A 17,682-nucleotide genomic window follows, 5' to 3' on the forward strand; every position below is an offset into this window, starting at 1 on the left:
TTAATTATATTGTTTTAGTATTAGTATCTTTGCTAAAAAATTGCAATTATGAAAAGCATACTATGCTATACATTTATTTTAATTTCTTTGATTGGGAATTCTCAAGGAACTAAAAATTATTTTAAAAGTGGGGCTAAAGTAGATCCTTCCTTAGTTAATGAAGAGGTGGGGGATAGAGCAAAAAAAGTCAATCATATTTTTCATTTTAGAAACGATAATAAAAGCCATTTTATTAAAATTATGAATTTAGAGGGTAAAACTTATGCCCAAAGTATTAGTGAATTTGTAATTCTAGATTTTAATAGTAAAAAAGGCGGAGATTTACATAGAAAAGTTGAAAAACTCGCCAATATTACAATAGATGGGAATAATTTTATTTCAGATCAGTTAAAAGCATCTTACATATTACTAAAAGAAAAAGGAACTAATTATGAAAATATAAATGAAATTCCTATCAAACTTATGGTGTGCTCTAAAGATAAGTTTGGAAATACCAATTGTAGAATTAACGATGATGAGGTAGAAATTACCCCGGAAGAATTTCCAGGAAAATATCCACAAACAGGCTTTACTAGATTGGGTGACGAAGATTTAAGGAATAAAAAACCCAAGGAATTGGAAATTATGAGAAACGAAATTTATGCTAGATATGGGTATAGATTTTCAGAACCATCAGTGGCTGATTACTTTTTTAGTCAAAACTGGTACGAACCTCTTGTTGATAATAAACTAGTAGAATTGAATGATTTAGAATTGGATAATGTGGCTATGATTGATCTCTATAGAGGAAAAGTAGCCTATCATGATTTGAATTTAAAATCTTACAGCCAAGTATTGCCATTAGAAACTTCAAGTAATTCAACATATGGGGAAAATATCCTAAAAAGTATGAAATATATGAAACAAGATACTTTAGGCGGTAGTAAATGTGTGTATACTGAATACAATAAAAAGGGGATTGCAACCTTTCAACAAGATTGTATGATTAATAAAGATAAATTTGTAAACTATTTTAATAAAGATCTATTGGTTGAGCATGTTGATGGGGCAAACGACACCTATTTTTATTATGATTTTAACGGACTTCCTTTAAAAACCGTTAAGTTAGATTATACGGCTGGGACAACGGAAGAAACTTTTTTTACTTATGATAGCAATCAAAATATAACACAGAAAGATATTTATCAGAATAATAATTTTAATGAGTCTATTTACTATGATTATGACTATGATGGAAATTTAGTTAAAGAATATTATAAAGATAAAGAAGGCAATGAGGAAATGGTTACTGAATATTTTTTTGAGAATAGAGATAATTTAAATACAGGATACTTAAAAAATAAAGAGACAGGTTGCAATTATGAATACAATGATACACAAGACTTACTACTAAGTAAAAACTGTTTTAAAATAGTAAAGGATAAAGAATATCCATTTTATAGATTAAACAGAGATGTTAAGGAAGTCGTACGAGGGAAAAATTCTAGACTGTCATCAGTCAAACTTGTAGAGGAAGAGAACTATAAATATTATATATCCATTCTTGAGTATCAATATTATTAGAATAAAAAGGGGGAAATTCATAGAATTCCCCCCTTTTTTATAAGATATAAAAATTAAATTGCAGGTTCCTGTTGACTTAAGCAATGAAAACTACCTAATCCCCAGACTATGTCAGTAGAATCAATACCAATCACTTTTCTATCTTTAAAACATTTTTGAATAATATTTAGTGCAATTTCATCATTAACACAATTAAATATAGGTACAATTACAACCTCATTGGCTATATAAAAGTTGGCATAAGAAGCAGGCAAACGAATTCCATCGTATATCACTGGTTTAGGCATAGGCAGCTCAATTACATTTAAATGTTTACCACCTATTAACTTCATATTTTTTAATTGTTCCAAATTGGTTTGTAAAATCTCATAATTTTCATCATTCGGATCTGTTTCAGTTACTGTAATTACAGTATCCTCATTCACAAATCGTACAGTATCGTCGATGTGTCCATCCGTATCATCACCAACAATTCCATCATTTACCCATAGAACTTGTTGTACTCCATAGAAATTCATTAAGTAATTTTCTATTTGTTCTTGAGATAAATTCGGATTTCTGTTTTTATTTAACAAGCAAGATTTTGAAGTTATAACCGTTCCTTTACCATTAAAATCAACAGATCCACCCTCCATAATTATTTTTGGATTAAACACAGGTAATTTTAGCTCATTAGCAATTAATAAAGGTATGCGATTATCCAAATCGAATGGGGGATATTTACCACCCCAAGCATTAAACTCCCAATTTACAATTACCTTTTTATAATCTTTAGCTAAAGGATTAATTAAAAAAGCTGGACCATGATCTCTACACCATGCATCATTCGTAGGGTGAATATAAAAATTAATATGTTCAAAATTTGCATCAGTTTGCTTTAAATATTTTAAAGCAAAGTCTTTCATCTCAAGATTTACAACATTTATATTCACTAATTCACCTTTAGAAACTTCTGCTATAAATTTTGAATAGGGCTGATAGATTTTATCAATTTTTCCGGGCCAAGAAGATTCTCTATGAGGCCAAGACAACCAAGTAGCTTTATGAGGGTAAAATTCAGCAGGGAAAAAATACTCCAATTCTTTTGGCGTATAATTGTTAATATCAGAAGTTTTATTTTTAATATATTTTGTTTTGTCCATATTATTATTTAATATAAAATTTAGTTTCAAAAATAAAGATTATAAAAAAAATAGCCTATTTTTGTTGCTATATTTTTAAGATTTAATATAAATGATAACTGCTATAAAAAAACATAAGAAACAAATAATTTTGTTCTTTATTGCTGGTTTCATAAGTGCGATAATAGAAATAAGCTTAATGAAAATTTTAAGTTTACCACAAATGCTACCAAGTTTATTTTCATTTGAAAATAAGGCTCATGCTTATCCATTATCAAATATAATTTCAACGGCTGGTGGTATTATGAGCAATTATTTTTTTAGTATTCGTTATGTTTTTGAAAGAGGAAAACATTCCAAAAGAAAAGAATTTGCCCTATTTTTATTATTATCCATTATAACTATGCTTATGAGTTGGGGAGTATTTGCATTCTTTCATTCATTTATACATGAACCCATTAGTATTTTTCATATAATTACAGTGGGAGATATTGTAGTCTGCAAAGCCGCTGCAATTTTACTAGTATCTGTAATAAATTATGTTGCCAAGAAAAAAATAGTGTTTTCTAACTAATTAACTGGGTTAGGAAATACTATTGCTAAATAAAATTTTGTTGTTTTCAATTTTAATTGAAATTTTACCATTCATGATTATTGCTCTACAGTCATGAATATGACCTGCTGGAAACTCATATATTTTTGGTACGTCAAAACTTTTAAGCCGTTCATCAATCACAAGATATGCTTCATTATCAAAAGGATTATTATAATTTATATTGTCCTCTTTGCTATCCATTCTTGTAAATCCACCAATTAAGAATCCTTTAACTTTGTTTAAGACACCCGCTCTTTTTAAACCTATTAACATCCTATCTATATGGTAAAAATTCTCATACCAATCTTCAATAAATAAAATTTTATCATCGAAAAAATCTAAAGAATTACTACCAATTAAACTATACAATATGGATAAATTACCGCCTGTAACTGTTCCTTCCAATGAATTGCCTTTATTTAATGGATGAACATTAAAAGAATAGTTTAATTTATTTTTTTGTAAAGCATTGATTAAAGAAGTAAAAGTCTCATCAGAATGACCATCAGCTAAAGGTTTGCATACAGTTGCGTGCAGAGTTGGAAATCCACGTCTATTGAAATGTTGATGAAATACAGTATTGTCAGAATAACCTATCAGCCATTTAGAATGTTTTATAAATTTATTTAAATTAAGTAGATCTACAATTTGTACGGCTCCATACCCCCCTCTGGCAAACCAAATGGCTTTCGCTTCGGGATGATCCAAAGCCCATTGTAAATCATTTAATCTTTCTTTAGGGGTTCCTGAATAATTATAACCGAAAGAGTAACTGTTAAAAGTATTTTTTCCAATTTCATAATTCCAACCATGATCTTCAATTATTTTAATTGCCGGTTGTATATGTTCCTTAGTTACTGCTCCGGCAGGAGCTACAATTAAAATTTTATCATTTTTTTTAAGTGAATGCATTCAGTCTATTTTATAGAATTTTTTTTATTTAAAATAATACTAAACCAGTTTAGTAATTCTTGCCTTTGCTCATTTGATAAGTTGTCTTCTTGATGTAAAAGCAAATAGCTAGACAATGGCATACGCCCGTTTTTAATCACTTCATACAACCCTTTATTGATATGATCTTTTTGATATACATTATATAAACCATATTCTGAAAAATTAATAAATTTTTTTCCTTCATTTATATGGCTTTTTACCAACCATGAGATAGGAGCTACATTTGCATACCATGGATAAATCGTTTGGTTTGAATGACAATTATAACAAGATTTTTCTAAAATTTTCTCAATATTTTTTGGTGCATGAGTAAGTGAAACATAATCTAGCTTTTTATTTATGGGTTTATTAGTTTTATCAATCCGAAACAATTGTATAGCCAATAGAATCGCTAGTGCAATTAGTAATTTTTTTTTCATAATACCCATGTTTCATTTAGATCCCAATAAGGTCTAACTTCAATAGCTTTAGGATAAAGGTAAGTTTTTTCAGCAGGAATAAGATTTTCAAGATCTAGTAAATCCCAAAAACCATTGTTGTTTTCATCCACTAAAATTCTAATTGAATAAGTTCCAGGAATCAAATTTTTAAAGTTAAAAGAATCATTATTGCCATAAATGTTTTCAATAATTTTTCCTTTATCATCTAGCAATTGGAAGAAAAAATTAGAAGTAGGTTTATTTTGTATTTCTATATTTAAATTACCCAATTCATTTTGCTTTTTTGTTTTCAATGAATAAACTATAGAATCTTCGTTTTTATGACCTAAAAAATCTTCAATTGCATTCTTGTTAATTTCAATTTTGTAATTAGAATCATAAGAAACAGGGAAATTTAGATTAATTTTTTTTGTATCTGTAGAATCGATGACAGCAAGGAAATCTAAAGTATCAGAATCTTTAAAGACTTTTATTAAATTAGTGTCAATAGTTTTAATATAATTATTGGATTCTAAAGTTAAAGATTGTGTAGGGGTAACCTCTTTATGGCTTTGAGCTAATTTTAAAGGACTTTCTTTACTGTTATCGTAAACAAGGGATAATGTATCTTTATTATTACTTGATTCAACTAAAAATTCCAGTTTAAATTTTTTTTCTTTATCGATGAATTTTTTATTGTTAAAGTATAGGTATAAACTATCTGAAAAAGGCTTGTGATCTATATCATAGGAAGGAAAATTTGAATCTAAGGGTTGTATAGTTACTTCTTTAGGATTACCTTTAAAATTAACTTTTAAAATACCCTGAGCCTCTTGACTAATTTTTTCAGCCTTGTATAGTTGTTTAATTGGAGATAGGGTGATAGAATATGCAGATGATAGTTGAGGATTTATAATATCTGGATAAAATCCAGCGGCTTCATTTTTAGTATCTAAAATTAAATTTGAACTCAGATCCGTAAAAGCAAATAAACGATAATTACCTTCATGCAAATTTTTTAAGCTAAAATTCCCAGCAGAATCTATTTTTGTAATATAGTAAGGTTTATTTTTAAGATTTATGGAATCATTCCCTAAACTATCTTTTACAACTTTGTAAAGCCCAATCACTGTTGAAGGATCCCAATCTTTATTTAGACTTTTTTGTACTTTACCTGACAATTCAAGACTATCAATATAATCGCCGGTTGAAAAAATATAAGAAAAATTTTTTAGTTGATTCCCCTCATTATTATCCTGTATACTTGAACCAAAATTAATGGTATAAGTGGTGTTTTTCTCCAAAGGTTCTGAAAAACGAACCGTTAATTTTTTTTGAGCACTAGAGGTAGGAGTTATCACAAGAGATGTTTGTGGAGGTGGCGATACTACCACTTGTTTATCAACATCTTTCACAAGCATATATTCATCAAAATCTAAAGTTAAATCTTTAGTGTTTACATCAACATTGGTAGCAAACATCTTTGGATTAGATCCTAAAAACTTGGGTGGGTTTATATCTTTAGGTCCTCCCTCTGGCATACTCATTCTAGCACAAGAGGTAAATAAATAAGTTAAACAGAAAATGTAAACGAATCTTTGCATATTTAGATTGAATATCTAGAACAAATATACTTATTAAATCAATTTAAAACCCTTGGTAGTTCATAGAAAACAAAACGCATATTCATCCATAGAAATAAAAAATAATTATTTAGTTATTCTTCTTACTTCTAATAGGTATAAAAAATTGAACAGGATTTTTAAGAAATAATTTTAAAGCTGAATATAAGATTTTACCTATTTCTCTGGTAGGCACATTTACAGATTTCATAGCTAACCAAAGGGAAAGAGAGAAACTTACCAAAAAATTTAATGCACCAATACCAAAAATGCCAATGCAACCGAGTATAAAATATTGCCATGTGATTTCAAAATTAAAATGAGCAAGAGCAATGGCGTAATTTCCTGCAGAAAAAGTAATGTGTCTAATATCAAAAGGAATTCCTAAGAAATTACCAATTAAGAATGAACTTCCCAAACAGAAACCAAAAATTACATTTCCAGAAATTCCGCCAATATTATTTTTGTACCAATTGGACCATTTTCTTCTCTTAGTTTCTTTAACAAATCTTTTTAATAATGGATGATTGTAAAGTCTCTCAGGTATATTATTATAACGAGTATAATTATCTGTTATTCCGGTTACTAATCCTGATAAAAATAAAAATAATCCTGCAATTGCTGCAAACCAAAATATTTTAGGATCCAAGTTTACCAATTCGTTGATGGCATCATTCGCTTTATGATTGTTAATTAATTCTAAATTAGTAAAGAAAGACAAAGCATAAAAAAGAATTATTGCCACGACAAATACAGCTAGTACATTACCAATAAATGCTATAAATTGACTTCTAAATAAACGAGAAAATATAATTCCAAACTCTTTATAGTCAGAATCCGATTTTTCGTCTTGACTAAGGGCATGTGCCAGTGCAGCCGCCGTCATAGCGGGTTGTTTTGTAGCTAAAGACCAATGCATTAGATAAATAGCGGTAAAACCCCAAGCATAATTTAAGCTATACAACAAAGCTTGAAAAAATGGGGTATGTATTCCCATACCCATTTGTGTCTTAATAAAACATAATATAGCTACTAATAAACCACCACCCATTGCAGAATATAGCATTTTCATATATTCTTTAGTAGTACTGGTTATGTATTTTTCTCCCGTTTGTTTATTGTGCCAAGTAATTAATGAAGCAACTACATAAAGTGTGCTTTGGAATGTATTACTCACTTTGCTTTTGGTAGAATAAAACCCTAGCCAATTTTTGGTAATATTAGCCATAGCACAAGAAATTGTAGAATCATCTAGTAAATGTAAGGCATTTACTAAAATTTTGATTCTTTCCAGTTGTTGCTTAAGTAGAGTTATTTTAATGGTTATTTTTAGAGAAATACCTTTAACTTCTTTTTGATCGATAATAGAATCTAAATAAACAGAGCAGACTTGTATTTGTCTTATAATTCCTTCTACTTTTTCAATGTCAATAATATCATGATCTTGCAGAATTTTAATAAGATTCCGATCTAATTTTTGAAATGGATTTTCTTCAATACTTTTAATCGTACCCATTTTAAAAATTTCAGTATCAGCAGCCCCTCCGACAATTCTATCAATAAGAATTAAAGCCCCTTCACGAATTTGTTTTTTTACATATTCCCGGTTGCAAATTAAATTATCATTGTTGAATAAAGCTTCGTAAAAATTTGCCCACCGATCAACAGGGATTAATTTAACAAAGTTATGATTTTCACGAGAGTATAGAACCTCATTGGTTAATGATAAAAGTGTTTGGTCGTCAGAAATTTGAGGTAAAATTTTATTTCCTAGCTCTCTAAAAAGAAGAGGAATTATTTTATCATCAGAAAAAATACCAAAATCAGTGATAAACCTTTGCATCCTTATACCTCTAAAGATAGGTTTTAACCGTTCATTAAATTTTTCTTTAATGATAGGGTTATTTTTAATAGTTTCGGTAAGAAAATCTATAAACTCAATTGAATTTTCAAAGTCTTTACGACCCACTCGTAGTAAACTCAATAAAAAATTTCGTTCTTCGTTAGAACTTAAGATTTTTTCAATTTTTTCTTCCATAATTCATTAACAAAGGTAGATGAAATTCAAGCTTATAAATTTAAAATATATATATTTAACAATGTAAATAAGGCATCAATTTTCATTAAAAGATTTAAAATTTCCGTTCGAAGATAAATAAAAATATTTTTTTTTCCTATTTTTCTATATTTTATAAGTGCTTTTTAAACAGTATAATGTAAAGATTTTAAAATATTTTTGATATAAAACAGATCCTCATTTAATATAAATATATCATTTAGTTATAAAATATATGAAAAAAAAACTGTTGAGTTTAAATATAATTAATATGTATAGGAGTAATTTTATTTAGAATAGAATAATAATTACTTTTGCTTGCTAATTTATTATTGAACTTAAAGTTTATGCAAGACATTAAATCCAATTCAGTTAGAAAATTATCTACACAAGATTATAAAATTTTGGGGTTATCAGCCTTAGGTGGTGCTTTAGAATTCTATGATTTTATTATATATGTATTTTTTTCAAAAGCTATTGAAACCCTATTTTTCCCATCAGATATTCCACAATGGCTATCACAAGTACAAACATTTGGAATTTTTGCTGCTGGTTATTTAGCAAGACCTTTTGGTGGTATAATTATGGCACATTTTGGAGATCGATTGGGTAGAAAAAAAATGTTTGCCTTTAGTATTCTACTCATGTCTTTACCAACTTTATTCATTGGGTTATTGCCTACCTACCAAAACATTGGAATTTTTGCACCACTACTTTTGTTATTCATGAGAATTTGCCAAGGTGCAGCGGTTGGCGGTGAAATTCCAGGTGCATGGGTCTTTGTCTCTGAACATGTTCCAGAAAAGAGAATAGGATTGGCTTGCGGAATTTTAACGGGAGGATTAGTTACAGGCATTTTATTGGGTTCAATCATTGCTACCTTAATAAATAGAAATTATTCAGAAACTCAAATTTTAACCATAGGTTGGAGATTAGCGTTCATTATTGGAGGTGTTTTTGGTTTAATTTCCATGTTCTTAAGAAGATGGCTAAAAGAAACACCCATTTTTTCTGAAATGGAAAAAAGGAAAAAACTGGATAAGGATATACCCGTTAAAATTGTAGTTTCTAAGCATAAACATTCAGTGATTATCTGTATGTTACTTACTTGGGTTTTATCTGCTGGAATTATGGTTGTAATTTTGTTAGCACCTAGTTATTTACATAATATTTATAATTATTCAATTTTAAAATCTCAAGAAGCCAATAGTGTAGCAATATTAATGAATGGTATTGGTTGTTTATTCTTTGGAATGCTATCTGATAAAATAGGTTTTTCCAAAACTTTAATTATTGGATGTATACTTTGTATTTTAACCACCATATTTTTCTATACCTCTTTGGAAACACATCCAGAAATCCTTTTTATTACCTATGGATTGGCCGGTTTTGGAGTAGGAATTGTAGGATCATTTGCTCATTATATGGTTAAAAGTTTTCCAGCAAATATTAGATATTCCGGTGTATCTTTTTCTTTTAATATGGCATACGCAATAGCTGGAGGATTAACTCCCTTGTTGCTGTCTTTATTGACCAATCTGGTAAGTCATAAGGCTCCTGCCTATTATGTAATACTTTTGTTTACGATGGGGTTATTACTTGGATTCTATCTTCTTCGTACTAAAACAAGAGATGAATCATTTGCAAAAAACTAAGAATAAGTAACTTAATAACCCTCAGAACTGTTTTTTTATAAGCTAGAATAGTTTTTTATAAGCTTTAATAATTGATAATATTTTAATAAATTTGTATGATTTGAATAAATTACTGTAAATATGATACTACTAGCTCCATCCATACTTTCCGCAGATTTTGGAAATTTGAATAAAGATATTGAAATGATTAATCAAAGTGAAGCTGATTGGTTTCATGTCGATATTATGGATGGCGTATTTGTTCCTAATATATCTTTTGGATTTCCTATTTTAGAAGCCTTAAATAAAAAAGCCACAAAGTTTAAAGATGTTCATTTAATGATTGCTCATGCCGATGAATATATACAAACTTTTAAAAAACTAGGAGCAGACTCTTTAACTGTGCATTATGAAGCTTGTTTACATCTTAATCGAACTATACAAGCTATAAAATCAGAAGGATTAAAAGCTGGAGTTGCCCTAAACCCACATTCTAATATTCATTTATTGGATGATATAATTGAAGAGCTGGATTTGGTTCTAATAATGAGTGTGAATCCAGGATTTGGAGGTCAAAAATTTATTGAAAATACGTATAAAAAGATCGCGAATACTAAAGATTTAATTATTCAAAAAAATTCATCTGCACGGATTCAAGTGGATGGTGGAGTGAATACTAATAATATAAAAAAATTGGCTGATACAGGGGCGGATGTTTTAGTCGCAGGGAGTGCTATTTTTAATTCCGAGAACCCTTTAGAAACGATTAAAAGTTTTAAATCTTTAGCTGTTTAGTATTCTTATAATTTAAACTGATCGTATAGTTTGATAAATCAAAATAAGATAATTTATTTTATTGTAAATCCAATTTCTGGAGGAGGAAAAGGCAAACTTATTGTTGAACTTATAAAAAGTAAATTTTCTGACTATTATCCCCACATACATGTTACTAAACAAAAGGGGGATGCTCATGCATTTACCAAGCTAGCAATAGAAAATAATGCTAGTTGTGTGGTTAGTTGTGGTGGAGATGGAACTTTAAATGAGGTTGCTTCTGCTTTAGTTGGAAGCTATATTCCCTTAGCCATTGTACCTATAGGTTCAGGAAATGGATTAGCTAGACATTTAAAGATTCCATTGTCTTATACCAAGGCTTTGGATTTAATTTTGAATTCAAAAAAAATCATTGAAACGATAGATGTAGGTAAAGTAAATGAGAATTATTTCTTTAGTAATGCAGGGATTGGTTTTGATGCTGAAACCATTCGAAGCTATTCTAATCAAAAAACAAGGAAACTTATGGGGTACTTAAAATCAATGGTACTTAATATAAGAACTTTTAAGCCTGTAAATGCTACTATTAAACCACCCTACCAACAACATTCTGGAGAAATAATGTTGCTCAATATATCCAATAGTAATTGTATGGGTTATAATTTTTCTATTTGTCCTAAAGCTTCATTAAAAGATGGTTGGCTCGATGTTAATATAGTAAAAAAATCCAATTGGCTTGCATTTTTATGGATTGGTATTGGTTATCTTCTTCATTTAGATTTAGGTAAAAATCGGATTCAATTGAAAGTAAAAGAATTAGAATTGAATACTTCTTCCAATGTTATGCAGATAGATGGTGAATATTTATCTTTAAATTCTTCTTTATTAAAAATTAATATTATTCCTAAAGCGTTAAAAATCCTTGTAGGATAACCCTTACTTAATTAAGCAAATTTTTACTTTAACACAAAAAATAAAATAATTTTAAAGTGTAATTTTATTTTAAAAAGGAATAAAATTTGCTAATAATAATGTAGAATATTTAAAACTTTAAAAAAAATCTTTCACTTTTAATTGTTTAAAAATTAAATTCTTATTAGTTATGAAAACATCTAGTATTAAAACAGTCAATCCAGCCACAGGTAAAATTGAAAAGGAATTTCAAGAAATGTCTGAAGAACAAATTAACCAAATTTTAGATATGGCAGTTTATGCATTTCAACAATGGAAAATTACAAGTTTTGAAGATAGAACTGAAATTATTCATACTACAGCTTCTTTAATGAGAGAAAAAAAAGAGGAACTTGCAAAGTTATGCGCCAAAGAAATGGGAAAAATTCTAGAAGAAGGAATTGCAGAGGTTAAATTATGTGCCAACATATTAGATTATTATGCAGATAAGTCCAAGGAATTTTTAGCAGATAAACCCATTGACACACCTCAAGGAAAAGCATTCATTAGCTATGAGCCTATAGGAGTAATACTAAGTGTACAGCCTTGGAATTTCCCCTTTTATCAACTTGTGCGTTCCTCTGCACCAAATATAATGGCAGGTAATACAATGGTTATGAAACATGCTTCCAACGTACCCCAATGTGCAGAAATGATGGAAAAACTATTTCTTGATGCTGGATTGCCAAAAGGAGTATATACAAATCTATTTATACCCGGTAGTAAAGTTTCCAATCTTGCCGCTGATAATAGAATTAAAGGTGTGGCATTAACCGGTAGCGAACCCGCAGGAGCTAGCTTAGCAAGCGTTGCAGGAAAAAATATTAAGAAATCTACTTTAGAGTTAGGGGGAAGTGATCCTTTTATTGTTTTAGAAGATGCAGATATTGATTCTGCTGTTGAAGTTGCCGCCTACGGTAGATTGTGGAATGCTGGGCAAGTTTGCGTATCCCCTAAAAGAATTATTGTTATGGAATCTTTTGCTGATCAGTTTATTCAAAAATCCAAGGAGATTTATGAAAGGGTTACAGTTGGAGATCCCTTAGATCCAAATACAAATTTAGCACCATTAAGTAGCCAAAAAGCTTTAGAAGAAGTAATTAGTCAAGTGGAAAAGACAGTTTCGCAAGGGGCTAAATTGGTATTTGGTGGAAAAAAAATAAAGGGAGAGGGGACATATATGGAACCAACCATACTTACAGGTATTAAGAAAGGTATGCTAGCCTATTCTGATGAAATTTTTGGTCCTGTATTATGTATATATGCTGTAAAGAATGAAGCTGAGGCAATTGAACTAGCCAATGACACTGAATTTGGATTAGGTGCAACCATATTTTCTAAAGACATCAATCAAGCTGTAGAAGTTGCCCGAAAAATTGATACCGGTATGGTTTTTATCAATGAATTAACAGGGACATCCCCTGAACTTCCTTTTGGAGGTACCAAACAATCAGGCTATGGAAAAGAATTGTCTGTATTAGGTATTTATGAATTTGTGAATGAAAAATTGATTCGTATAGCAAAATGATTCTAATAGAACAGAACAATTAAAAAAAACGAAAATTTTAAAATTTTTGTTTTTTTAATTTTAATATAACGTTTCTCTCATTTTTATCAAAGTATCTTCTGCTAAACTATAATTAGGCAACTTAGGCAAAGATGATTTATTTTAACAAATATAATTAAGGTAAAAATTTTATTCACAATTAAAAATCTATAAATATTTCATTTTTATTAGATAAAATTAAGATGTTTTTATATTATTTTACACTAAATAGATTTTTATTTGCGTTATAAACTACTTATATTTATACTATAATAAATGTGTCACAATGATAAACAAAGATTTTAATTCAATAATCGACTTAATAAATGCTTTTCCAAATGAGCAGACTTGCATAGACCATTTAGAGCAATTGCGTTGGAATGTCAATGTAGTGAGTTCTTTTGATTCTACTTCTAAAGTTTACAAATGTAAAGATAATAAATATCGCTGTAAGAACACAGATAAATACTTCAATGTCAAGACTAATACTCTATTTGATAACACAAAAATAGAGCTTTGTAAATGGTTTTTAGCAATATATATTGCAACCTCTCACAAAAAAGGCATTTCATCAATATAATTAGCTAAGGATATTGATGTAACACAAAAAAACTGCTTGGCTTATGTTACAACGTATTCGTAATTGTTTTTGTATTTCTAATAATGAAAAGTTTGATAATGAGGTCGAAATTGATGAAACTTTTGTAGGTGGTAAAAATAAGAATCGACATACAAGTAAAAAAGTTGAAAACTCACAGGGTAGAAGCTATAAAGATAAAACACCTGTCTTGGGTGTGTTAGAACGAAAAGGTAATTTAATAGCAAAAGTTGTAGAAGATACTAAAGCCGAAACGCTAACGCCCGAAGTAATTAAAGCAGTAAAAGACACTGTTTCTGTTATTATCGATGAATTATTAGGCTATAAATCACTAAAACGGTTTTATGATCATGCTTTTGTAGAGCATAAAGAGGGAGAGTATGTGAATGGCAGAATTTATACAAATACTATTGAGGGCTTTTGGTCTTTACTTAAACGTGGAATAATTGATATTTATCATTTTACAACTCGTAAGCATTTACAAAAATATGTAGATGAGTTTGTATTCATATATAATAGTCATGATGATTCAACACGAAACCGCTTCAATACATTATTACACAATTTAGAAAATAGAATAACATATAAAGAATTGATTTATGGATAATGAAATAAAGAAAGTAATACATGAAGGGAAAATTGTTTTAGGGAGTTTTGCTATACCTTGTTACGTACTTGAAGATGGCACACGAGTTTTATCAAGCAATGCGATGCAAAATGCATTAAAGTTACAAGATGAATCTGAAAATTCATCAGGAACAAGATTGGCCAGATACATGAACCAGACTAGCCTTAAGCCTTTCATTTACAAAAACAAATTACCAGGTCATTATAATCCTATAATTTGTTATCAGGGGAATAAAAAAATAAATGGATATGAAGCTACAGTTTTAGCTGATATCTGTGATGCATTTTTAGAAGCAAGAAAGACAATAAATTTATCATCAAGGCAGAGGATAATAGCCGATCAGTGTGAAATATTAATAAGAGGCTTTGCTCGTGTAGGAATTATTGCATTAATAGATGAAGCCACAGGTTATCAGTATGATAGAGAACGATTAGAATTACAGAAAATACTTAATGCTTATATATCTGATGAAATACTGAAATGGCAATTAACATTCACTGATGAATTTTATAAAGAAATCTATCGCCTTTGGGGATTACCTTTTATTCCGAAGTATATTAAGAATAAACCTTCATTTATTGGCAAATTAACGACTAAATATATTTACGACCAATTACCTAGAGGTGTTGTCGATAAAATAAAAGAAAAGTCAGAGAAAACCGAAAAAGGAAATTGGAAATATAAATGGCATCAATCACTTACCCCGGATATAGGTCGAGAACATCTTAAGAAGCAGATTATTGAGGTTTCAACACTTATGTCTATATCTCAAACGAAAGAACAGTTTGATGCTCTATTTCAGCAGAAGTATAATACAAGTCCTGTACAACTTCAATTAGAGTTTAATGAGGATATTGAAGCTAATAAGAAACTATCAAAGCATAACAAAAGTTAAAACAAGCTTTAAACTACAATCAAAAAGACGAAAAGCCTAACTATACAACAAAGCCCTAACAAATAGGGCTTACATTTTATCTTGGTTTATGTAAACTTGTATATAGTTACCTTATTTTAATTTAACAATAAAAATATCAGTATTGATATAATATCTCTTCCAAATTAATAGAGAGTAGTCCATGGAAACAATATTATTTTTTTTTATTTTAAAAAAGTATACCTTCGTTAACTTTTTTAATGCAATAATATTTTAATCTTATATACAAGCTATTCAAAACTAATTAACATTTATGGAAATTAAAAATCAGCCAAAATTAACCAATTCAATACTATGGCTAATGACTATTAGTACTGGGTTAGTAGTTGCTAACAATTATTACAATCAACCCCTGTTGGGTTTAATGGCTAAAGACTTTAATGTAAAAGAATCACAAATTAGTACCATAACTATGTGTACACAAATAGGTTATGCTTTTGGTTTGTTTTTCTTCATACCATTGGGAGATAGATTTAAAAGAAAAAAACTAATTCTTATAGATTTTATTTTTGTTATCATGTCCCTTTTAGCTATGGCAGTGAGTAAATCTGTAGTTTTATTATTTCCTATTAGTTTTGTTATTGGTTTTACTTCAGTAATTCCTCAATTATTTGTGCCCATGGCTGCATCATTAGCCAAACCAGAGGAGAGACCTAAGGTAGTTGGAATTGTAATGGGGGGATTACTAGTAGGGATTTTAGGTTCGCGTGTGCTAAGCGGATATGTGGGCGATGTTTGGGGGTGGAGAACCATGTACTACATAGCGGCTATAATAATGATTATTCTTTTTGTTTTAATTTATTTTAAATTGCCCGAAGTGTATCCAAAATTTAAAGGCACTTATAAACAACTGATGAAGTCTTTGTTTGAATTATTTAAAAAAGATCCTGATTTAAGAATGGCTTCATTACGAGGAGCCTTAGCATTTGGATCATTAAGTGCTTTTTGGACACCTTTAGTCTTTCACTTAGAAAAAAATTTTCAATTAAGCAATGGTGCAGCTAGTAACATATCGGGAAAATTTGGATTGGTAGGGGCGTGCGGTGCGATTGTAGCCGTGTTTATAGGAAAGGTAATTCCTAAATACAATAAAAATACACTCCTTACCCTTTTTTCTGCATTAACATTATTATCATGGTTTATCTTTTATTGGGGAGGCTTCTCCTATTTAGGATTAATTGTTGGAGTAATTTTAGTAGATATAGGGGTGCAAGCCACACATATCACCAATCAATCCATTATTTTTTCAAGTAACCCAGAGGCATCCAATCGTGTAAATACCATATATATGACTAGCTATTTTATAGGTGGTTCTATAGGCACCGCTTTGGCGGCGAATGCATTTCAATACTACAATTGGTTCGGAGTAGTTTTTACTGGAGGATTTATTGCATTATTACTAATGATTTTTCATTTTTACAATATAAAATCACAAAAATAAGTTTCAAAAAATAGAACATCCAATTTTTTTAATCCACGTTAGATGAAAATTTTTTAAATTAGCTTAGTAATTCATAAATAAATATTCAATTTATTTTAATATAAGGGTATGGAAAATAATTTTGACAAAGAATTTAGAGATTTTATTTATAATTTAGACGATATAGTTGATAGTTTTGTTAAAAAATTGAATCAATTAAGTTTTTCTATTGATTTCACAAAGACATCCATAAACACTTTAGAAAACTATCTATTAGATAAACATGTAACTATAAAAGATGATGACTTCTACGATGCTTCTTGCTATTTAGGAGAATTGTTTAAAAAAAATTATGGTGGCGATTGGGAAATAGATAAAAATGAAAATTCAAAATATTATAAAAAACCGGTTATAAAAAATTTTGACCCTGTGGGAATGATTTTCTCACCCTTTAGTATTTTGAAAGAAACGCTAGCTACTAGAGAAAAAGGTGCTTTAATGAAGATATTAAAATCTAGTTTAGATGATGAAAATGAGACCGAAAAGCTAAATGCAGATACTAAGACTGACAAAGATAATTACAGGAATAGATCATTTATTGATGATCTGGATACCAATAATTCTATAGAAGAAGAAAAACAGTCGGTAAAGAAAAAAGAAGAATATCAAGCTGAAGTTAACCCCAATCAACCATATAAAATTTTTAAAGGTAAAGCATTTACGAAAGAAGAATGGTTGAAATTTGAGGAAGAAGAATACCAAAGATTTTCCATGAAAAACCATCAACATAAGACCAACGAAAAACCACCACAATCAGGAGGAGGATTTTTTCTAGATGAAAGAGAAAGTGATTGGTAAGCAATACTA

At 29.3% G+C, this 17,682-nt stretch carries 14 protein-coding genes and 1 pseudogene; 10 read left to right on the forward strand and 5 right to left on the reverse strand.

The genetic code is table 11. The features are described from left to right. Window positions 1–48 precede the first annotated feature (48 nt). On the forward strand, window positions 49–1,563 hold the full coding sequence (locus ETU08_RS10020; protein WP_146262888.1) for a YARHG domain-containing protein: 1,515 nt from the start codon (window positions 49–51) through the stop codon (window positions 1,561–1,563). Window positions 1,564–1,616: 53 nt separating this feature from the next. On the opposite strand, the gene ETU08_RS10025 is transcribed toward ETU08_RS10020, so the two are convergent. Then, window positions 1,617–2,705, reverse strand: coding sequence for an agmatine deiminase family protein (locus tag ETU08_RS10025; protein ID WP_146262889.1), 1,089 nt, complete (start codon window positions 2,703–2,705; stop codon window positions 1,617–1,619). Between the two features lie 178 nt (window positions 2,706–2,883). Between ETU08_RS10025 and ETU08_RS10030 the strand changes: the two genes are divergently transcribed. Beyond that, the gene (locus ETU08_RS10030; RefSeq protein ID WP_375764692.1) at window positions 2,884–3,258 is read left to right on the forward strand and encodes a GtrA family protein; all 375 of its coding nucleotides are present in this window, start codon (window positions 2,884–2,886) and stop codon (window positions 3,256–3,258) included. A 9-nt stretch (window positions 3,259–3,267) separates the two neighbouring features. Here ETU08_RS10030 and ETU08_RS10035 read toward each other — a convergent pair whose 3' ends face one another. From ETU08_RS10035 to ETU08_RS10050, 4 genes are all read right to left on the reverse strand, one after another. After that, window positions 3,268–4,191: a S66 peptidase family protein gene (locus ETU08_RS10035; RefSeq protein ID WP_146262891.1), complete on the reverse strand. Its 924-nt coding sequence runs from the start codon at window positions 4,189–4,191 to the stop codon at window positions 3,268–3,270. A 5-nt stretch (window positions 4,192–4,196) separates the two neighbouring features. Continuing rightward, the gene (locus ETU08_RS10040) at window positions 4,197–4,652 is read right to left on the reverse strand and encodes a heme-binding domain-containing protein (protein WP_146262892.1); all 456 of its coding nucleotides are present in this window, start codon (window positions 4,650–4,652) and stop codon (window positions 4,197–4,199) included. Continuing rightward, window positions 4,649–6,256, reverse strand: a complete 1,608-nt coding sequence (locus ETU08_RS10045; protein WP_146262893.1) for an Ig-like domain-containing protein — start codon at window positions 6,254–6,256, stop codon at window positions 4,649–4,651. The genes ETU08_RS10040 and ETU08_RS10045 overlap by 4 nt, the downstream gene beginning before the upstream one ends. Window positions 6,257–6,365: 109 nt before the next feature. Then, window positions 6,366–8,312 (reverse strand): site-specific recombinase Gcr, encoded by a 1,947-nt coding sequence (locus ETU08_RS10050; RefSeq protein WP_146262894.1) that lies wholly within the window; start codon window positions 8,310–8,312, stop codon window positions 6,366–6,368. A 365-nt stretch (window positions 8,313–8,677) separates the two neighbouring features. On the opposite strand from ETU08_RS10050, the gene ETU08_RS10055 reads away from it, so the two are divergent. The 8 genes and pseudogenes from ETU08_RS10055 to ETU08_RS10090 all read left to right on the forward strand — a co-directional run bounded on the left by ETU08_RS10055 (window position 8,678) and on the right by ETU08_RS10090 (window position 17,673). Continuing rightward, window positions 8,678–9,985, forward strand: a complete 1,308-nt coding sequence (locus ETU08_RS10055) for an MFS transporter (protein WP_146262895.1) — start codon at window positions 8,678–8,680, stop codon at window positions 9,983–9,985. 120 nt (window positions 9,986–10,105) lie between these two features. Next, a complete protein-coding gene (rpe, locus tag ETU08_RS10060) occupies window positions 10,106–10,759 on the forward strand; it encodes a ribulose-phosphate 3-epimerase (protein ID WP_146262896.1) in 654 nt (217 codons plus the stop codon). 30 nt (window positions 10,760–10,789) lie between these two features. Next, the gene (locus ETU08_RS10065; protein WP_146262897.1) at window positions 10,790–11,671 is read left to right on the forward strand and encodes a diacylglycerol/lipid kinase family protein; all 882 of its coding nucleotides are present in this window, start codon (window positions 10,790–10,792) and stop codon (window positions 11,669–11,671) included. Between the two features lie 169 nt (window positions 11,672–11,840). Next, complete coding sequence (locus ETU08_RS10070; protein ID WP_146262898.1) at window positions 11,841–13,217, forward strand: NAD-dependent succinate-semialdehyde dehydrogenase; 1,377 nt, start codon at window positions 11,841–11,843, stop codon at window positions 13,215–13,217. A 304-nt stretch (window positions 13,218–13,521) separates the two neighbouring features. Continuing rightward, window positions 13,522–14,440: pseudogene (locus tag ETU08_RS10075) on the forward strand (IS1595 family transposase). After that, a complete protein-coding gene (locus tag ETU08_RS10080) occupies window positions 14,433–15,356 on the forward strand; it encodes a P63C domain-containing protein (RefSeq protein ID WP_146262899.1) in 924 nt (307 codons plus the stop codon). Before ETU08_RS10075 ends, ETU08_RS10080 begins: the two are co-directional and overlap by 8 nt. A 292-nt stretch (window positions 15,357–15,648) precedes the next feature. After that, window positions 15,649–16,836 (forward strand): MFS transporter, encoded by a 1,188-nt coding sequence (locus ETU08_RS10085; protein ID WP_146262900.1) that lies wholly within the window; start codon window positions 15,649–15,651, stop codon window positions 16,834–16,836. Between the two features lie 108 nt (window positions 16,837–16,944). Further along, the gene (locus tag ETU08_RS10090; RefSeq protein ID WP_146262901.1) at window positions 16,945–17,673 is read left to right on the forward strand and encodes a hypothetical protein; all 729 of its coding nucleotides are present in this window, start codon (window positions 16,945–16,947) and stop codon (window positions 17,671–17,673) included. Window positions 17,674–17,682 lie beyond the last annotated feature (9 nt).

Origin of the sequence: Apibacter muscae, from assembly GCF_007845635.1 — a bacterium.
GTDB lineage: Bacteria > Bacteroidota > Bacteroidia > Flavobacteriales > Weeksellaceae > Apibacter > Apibacter muscae.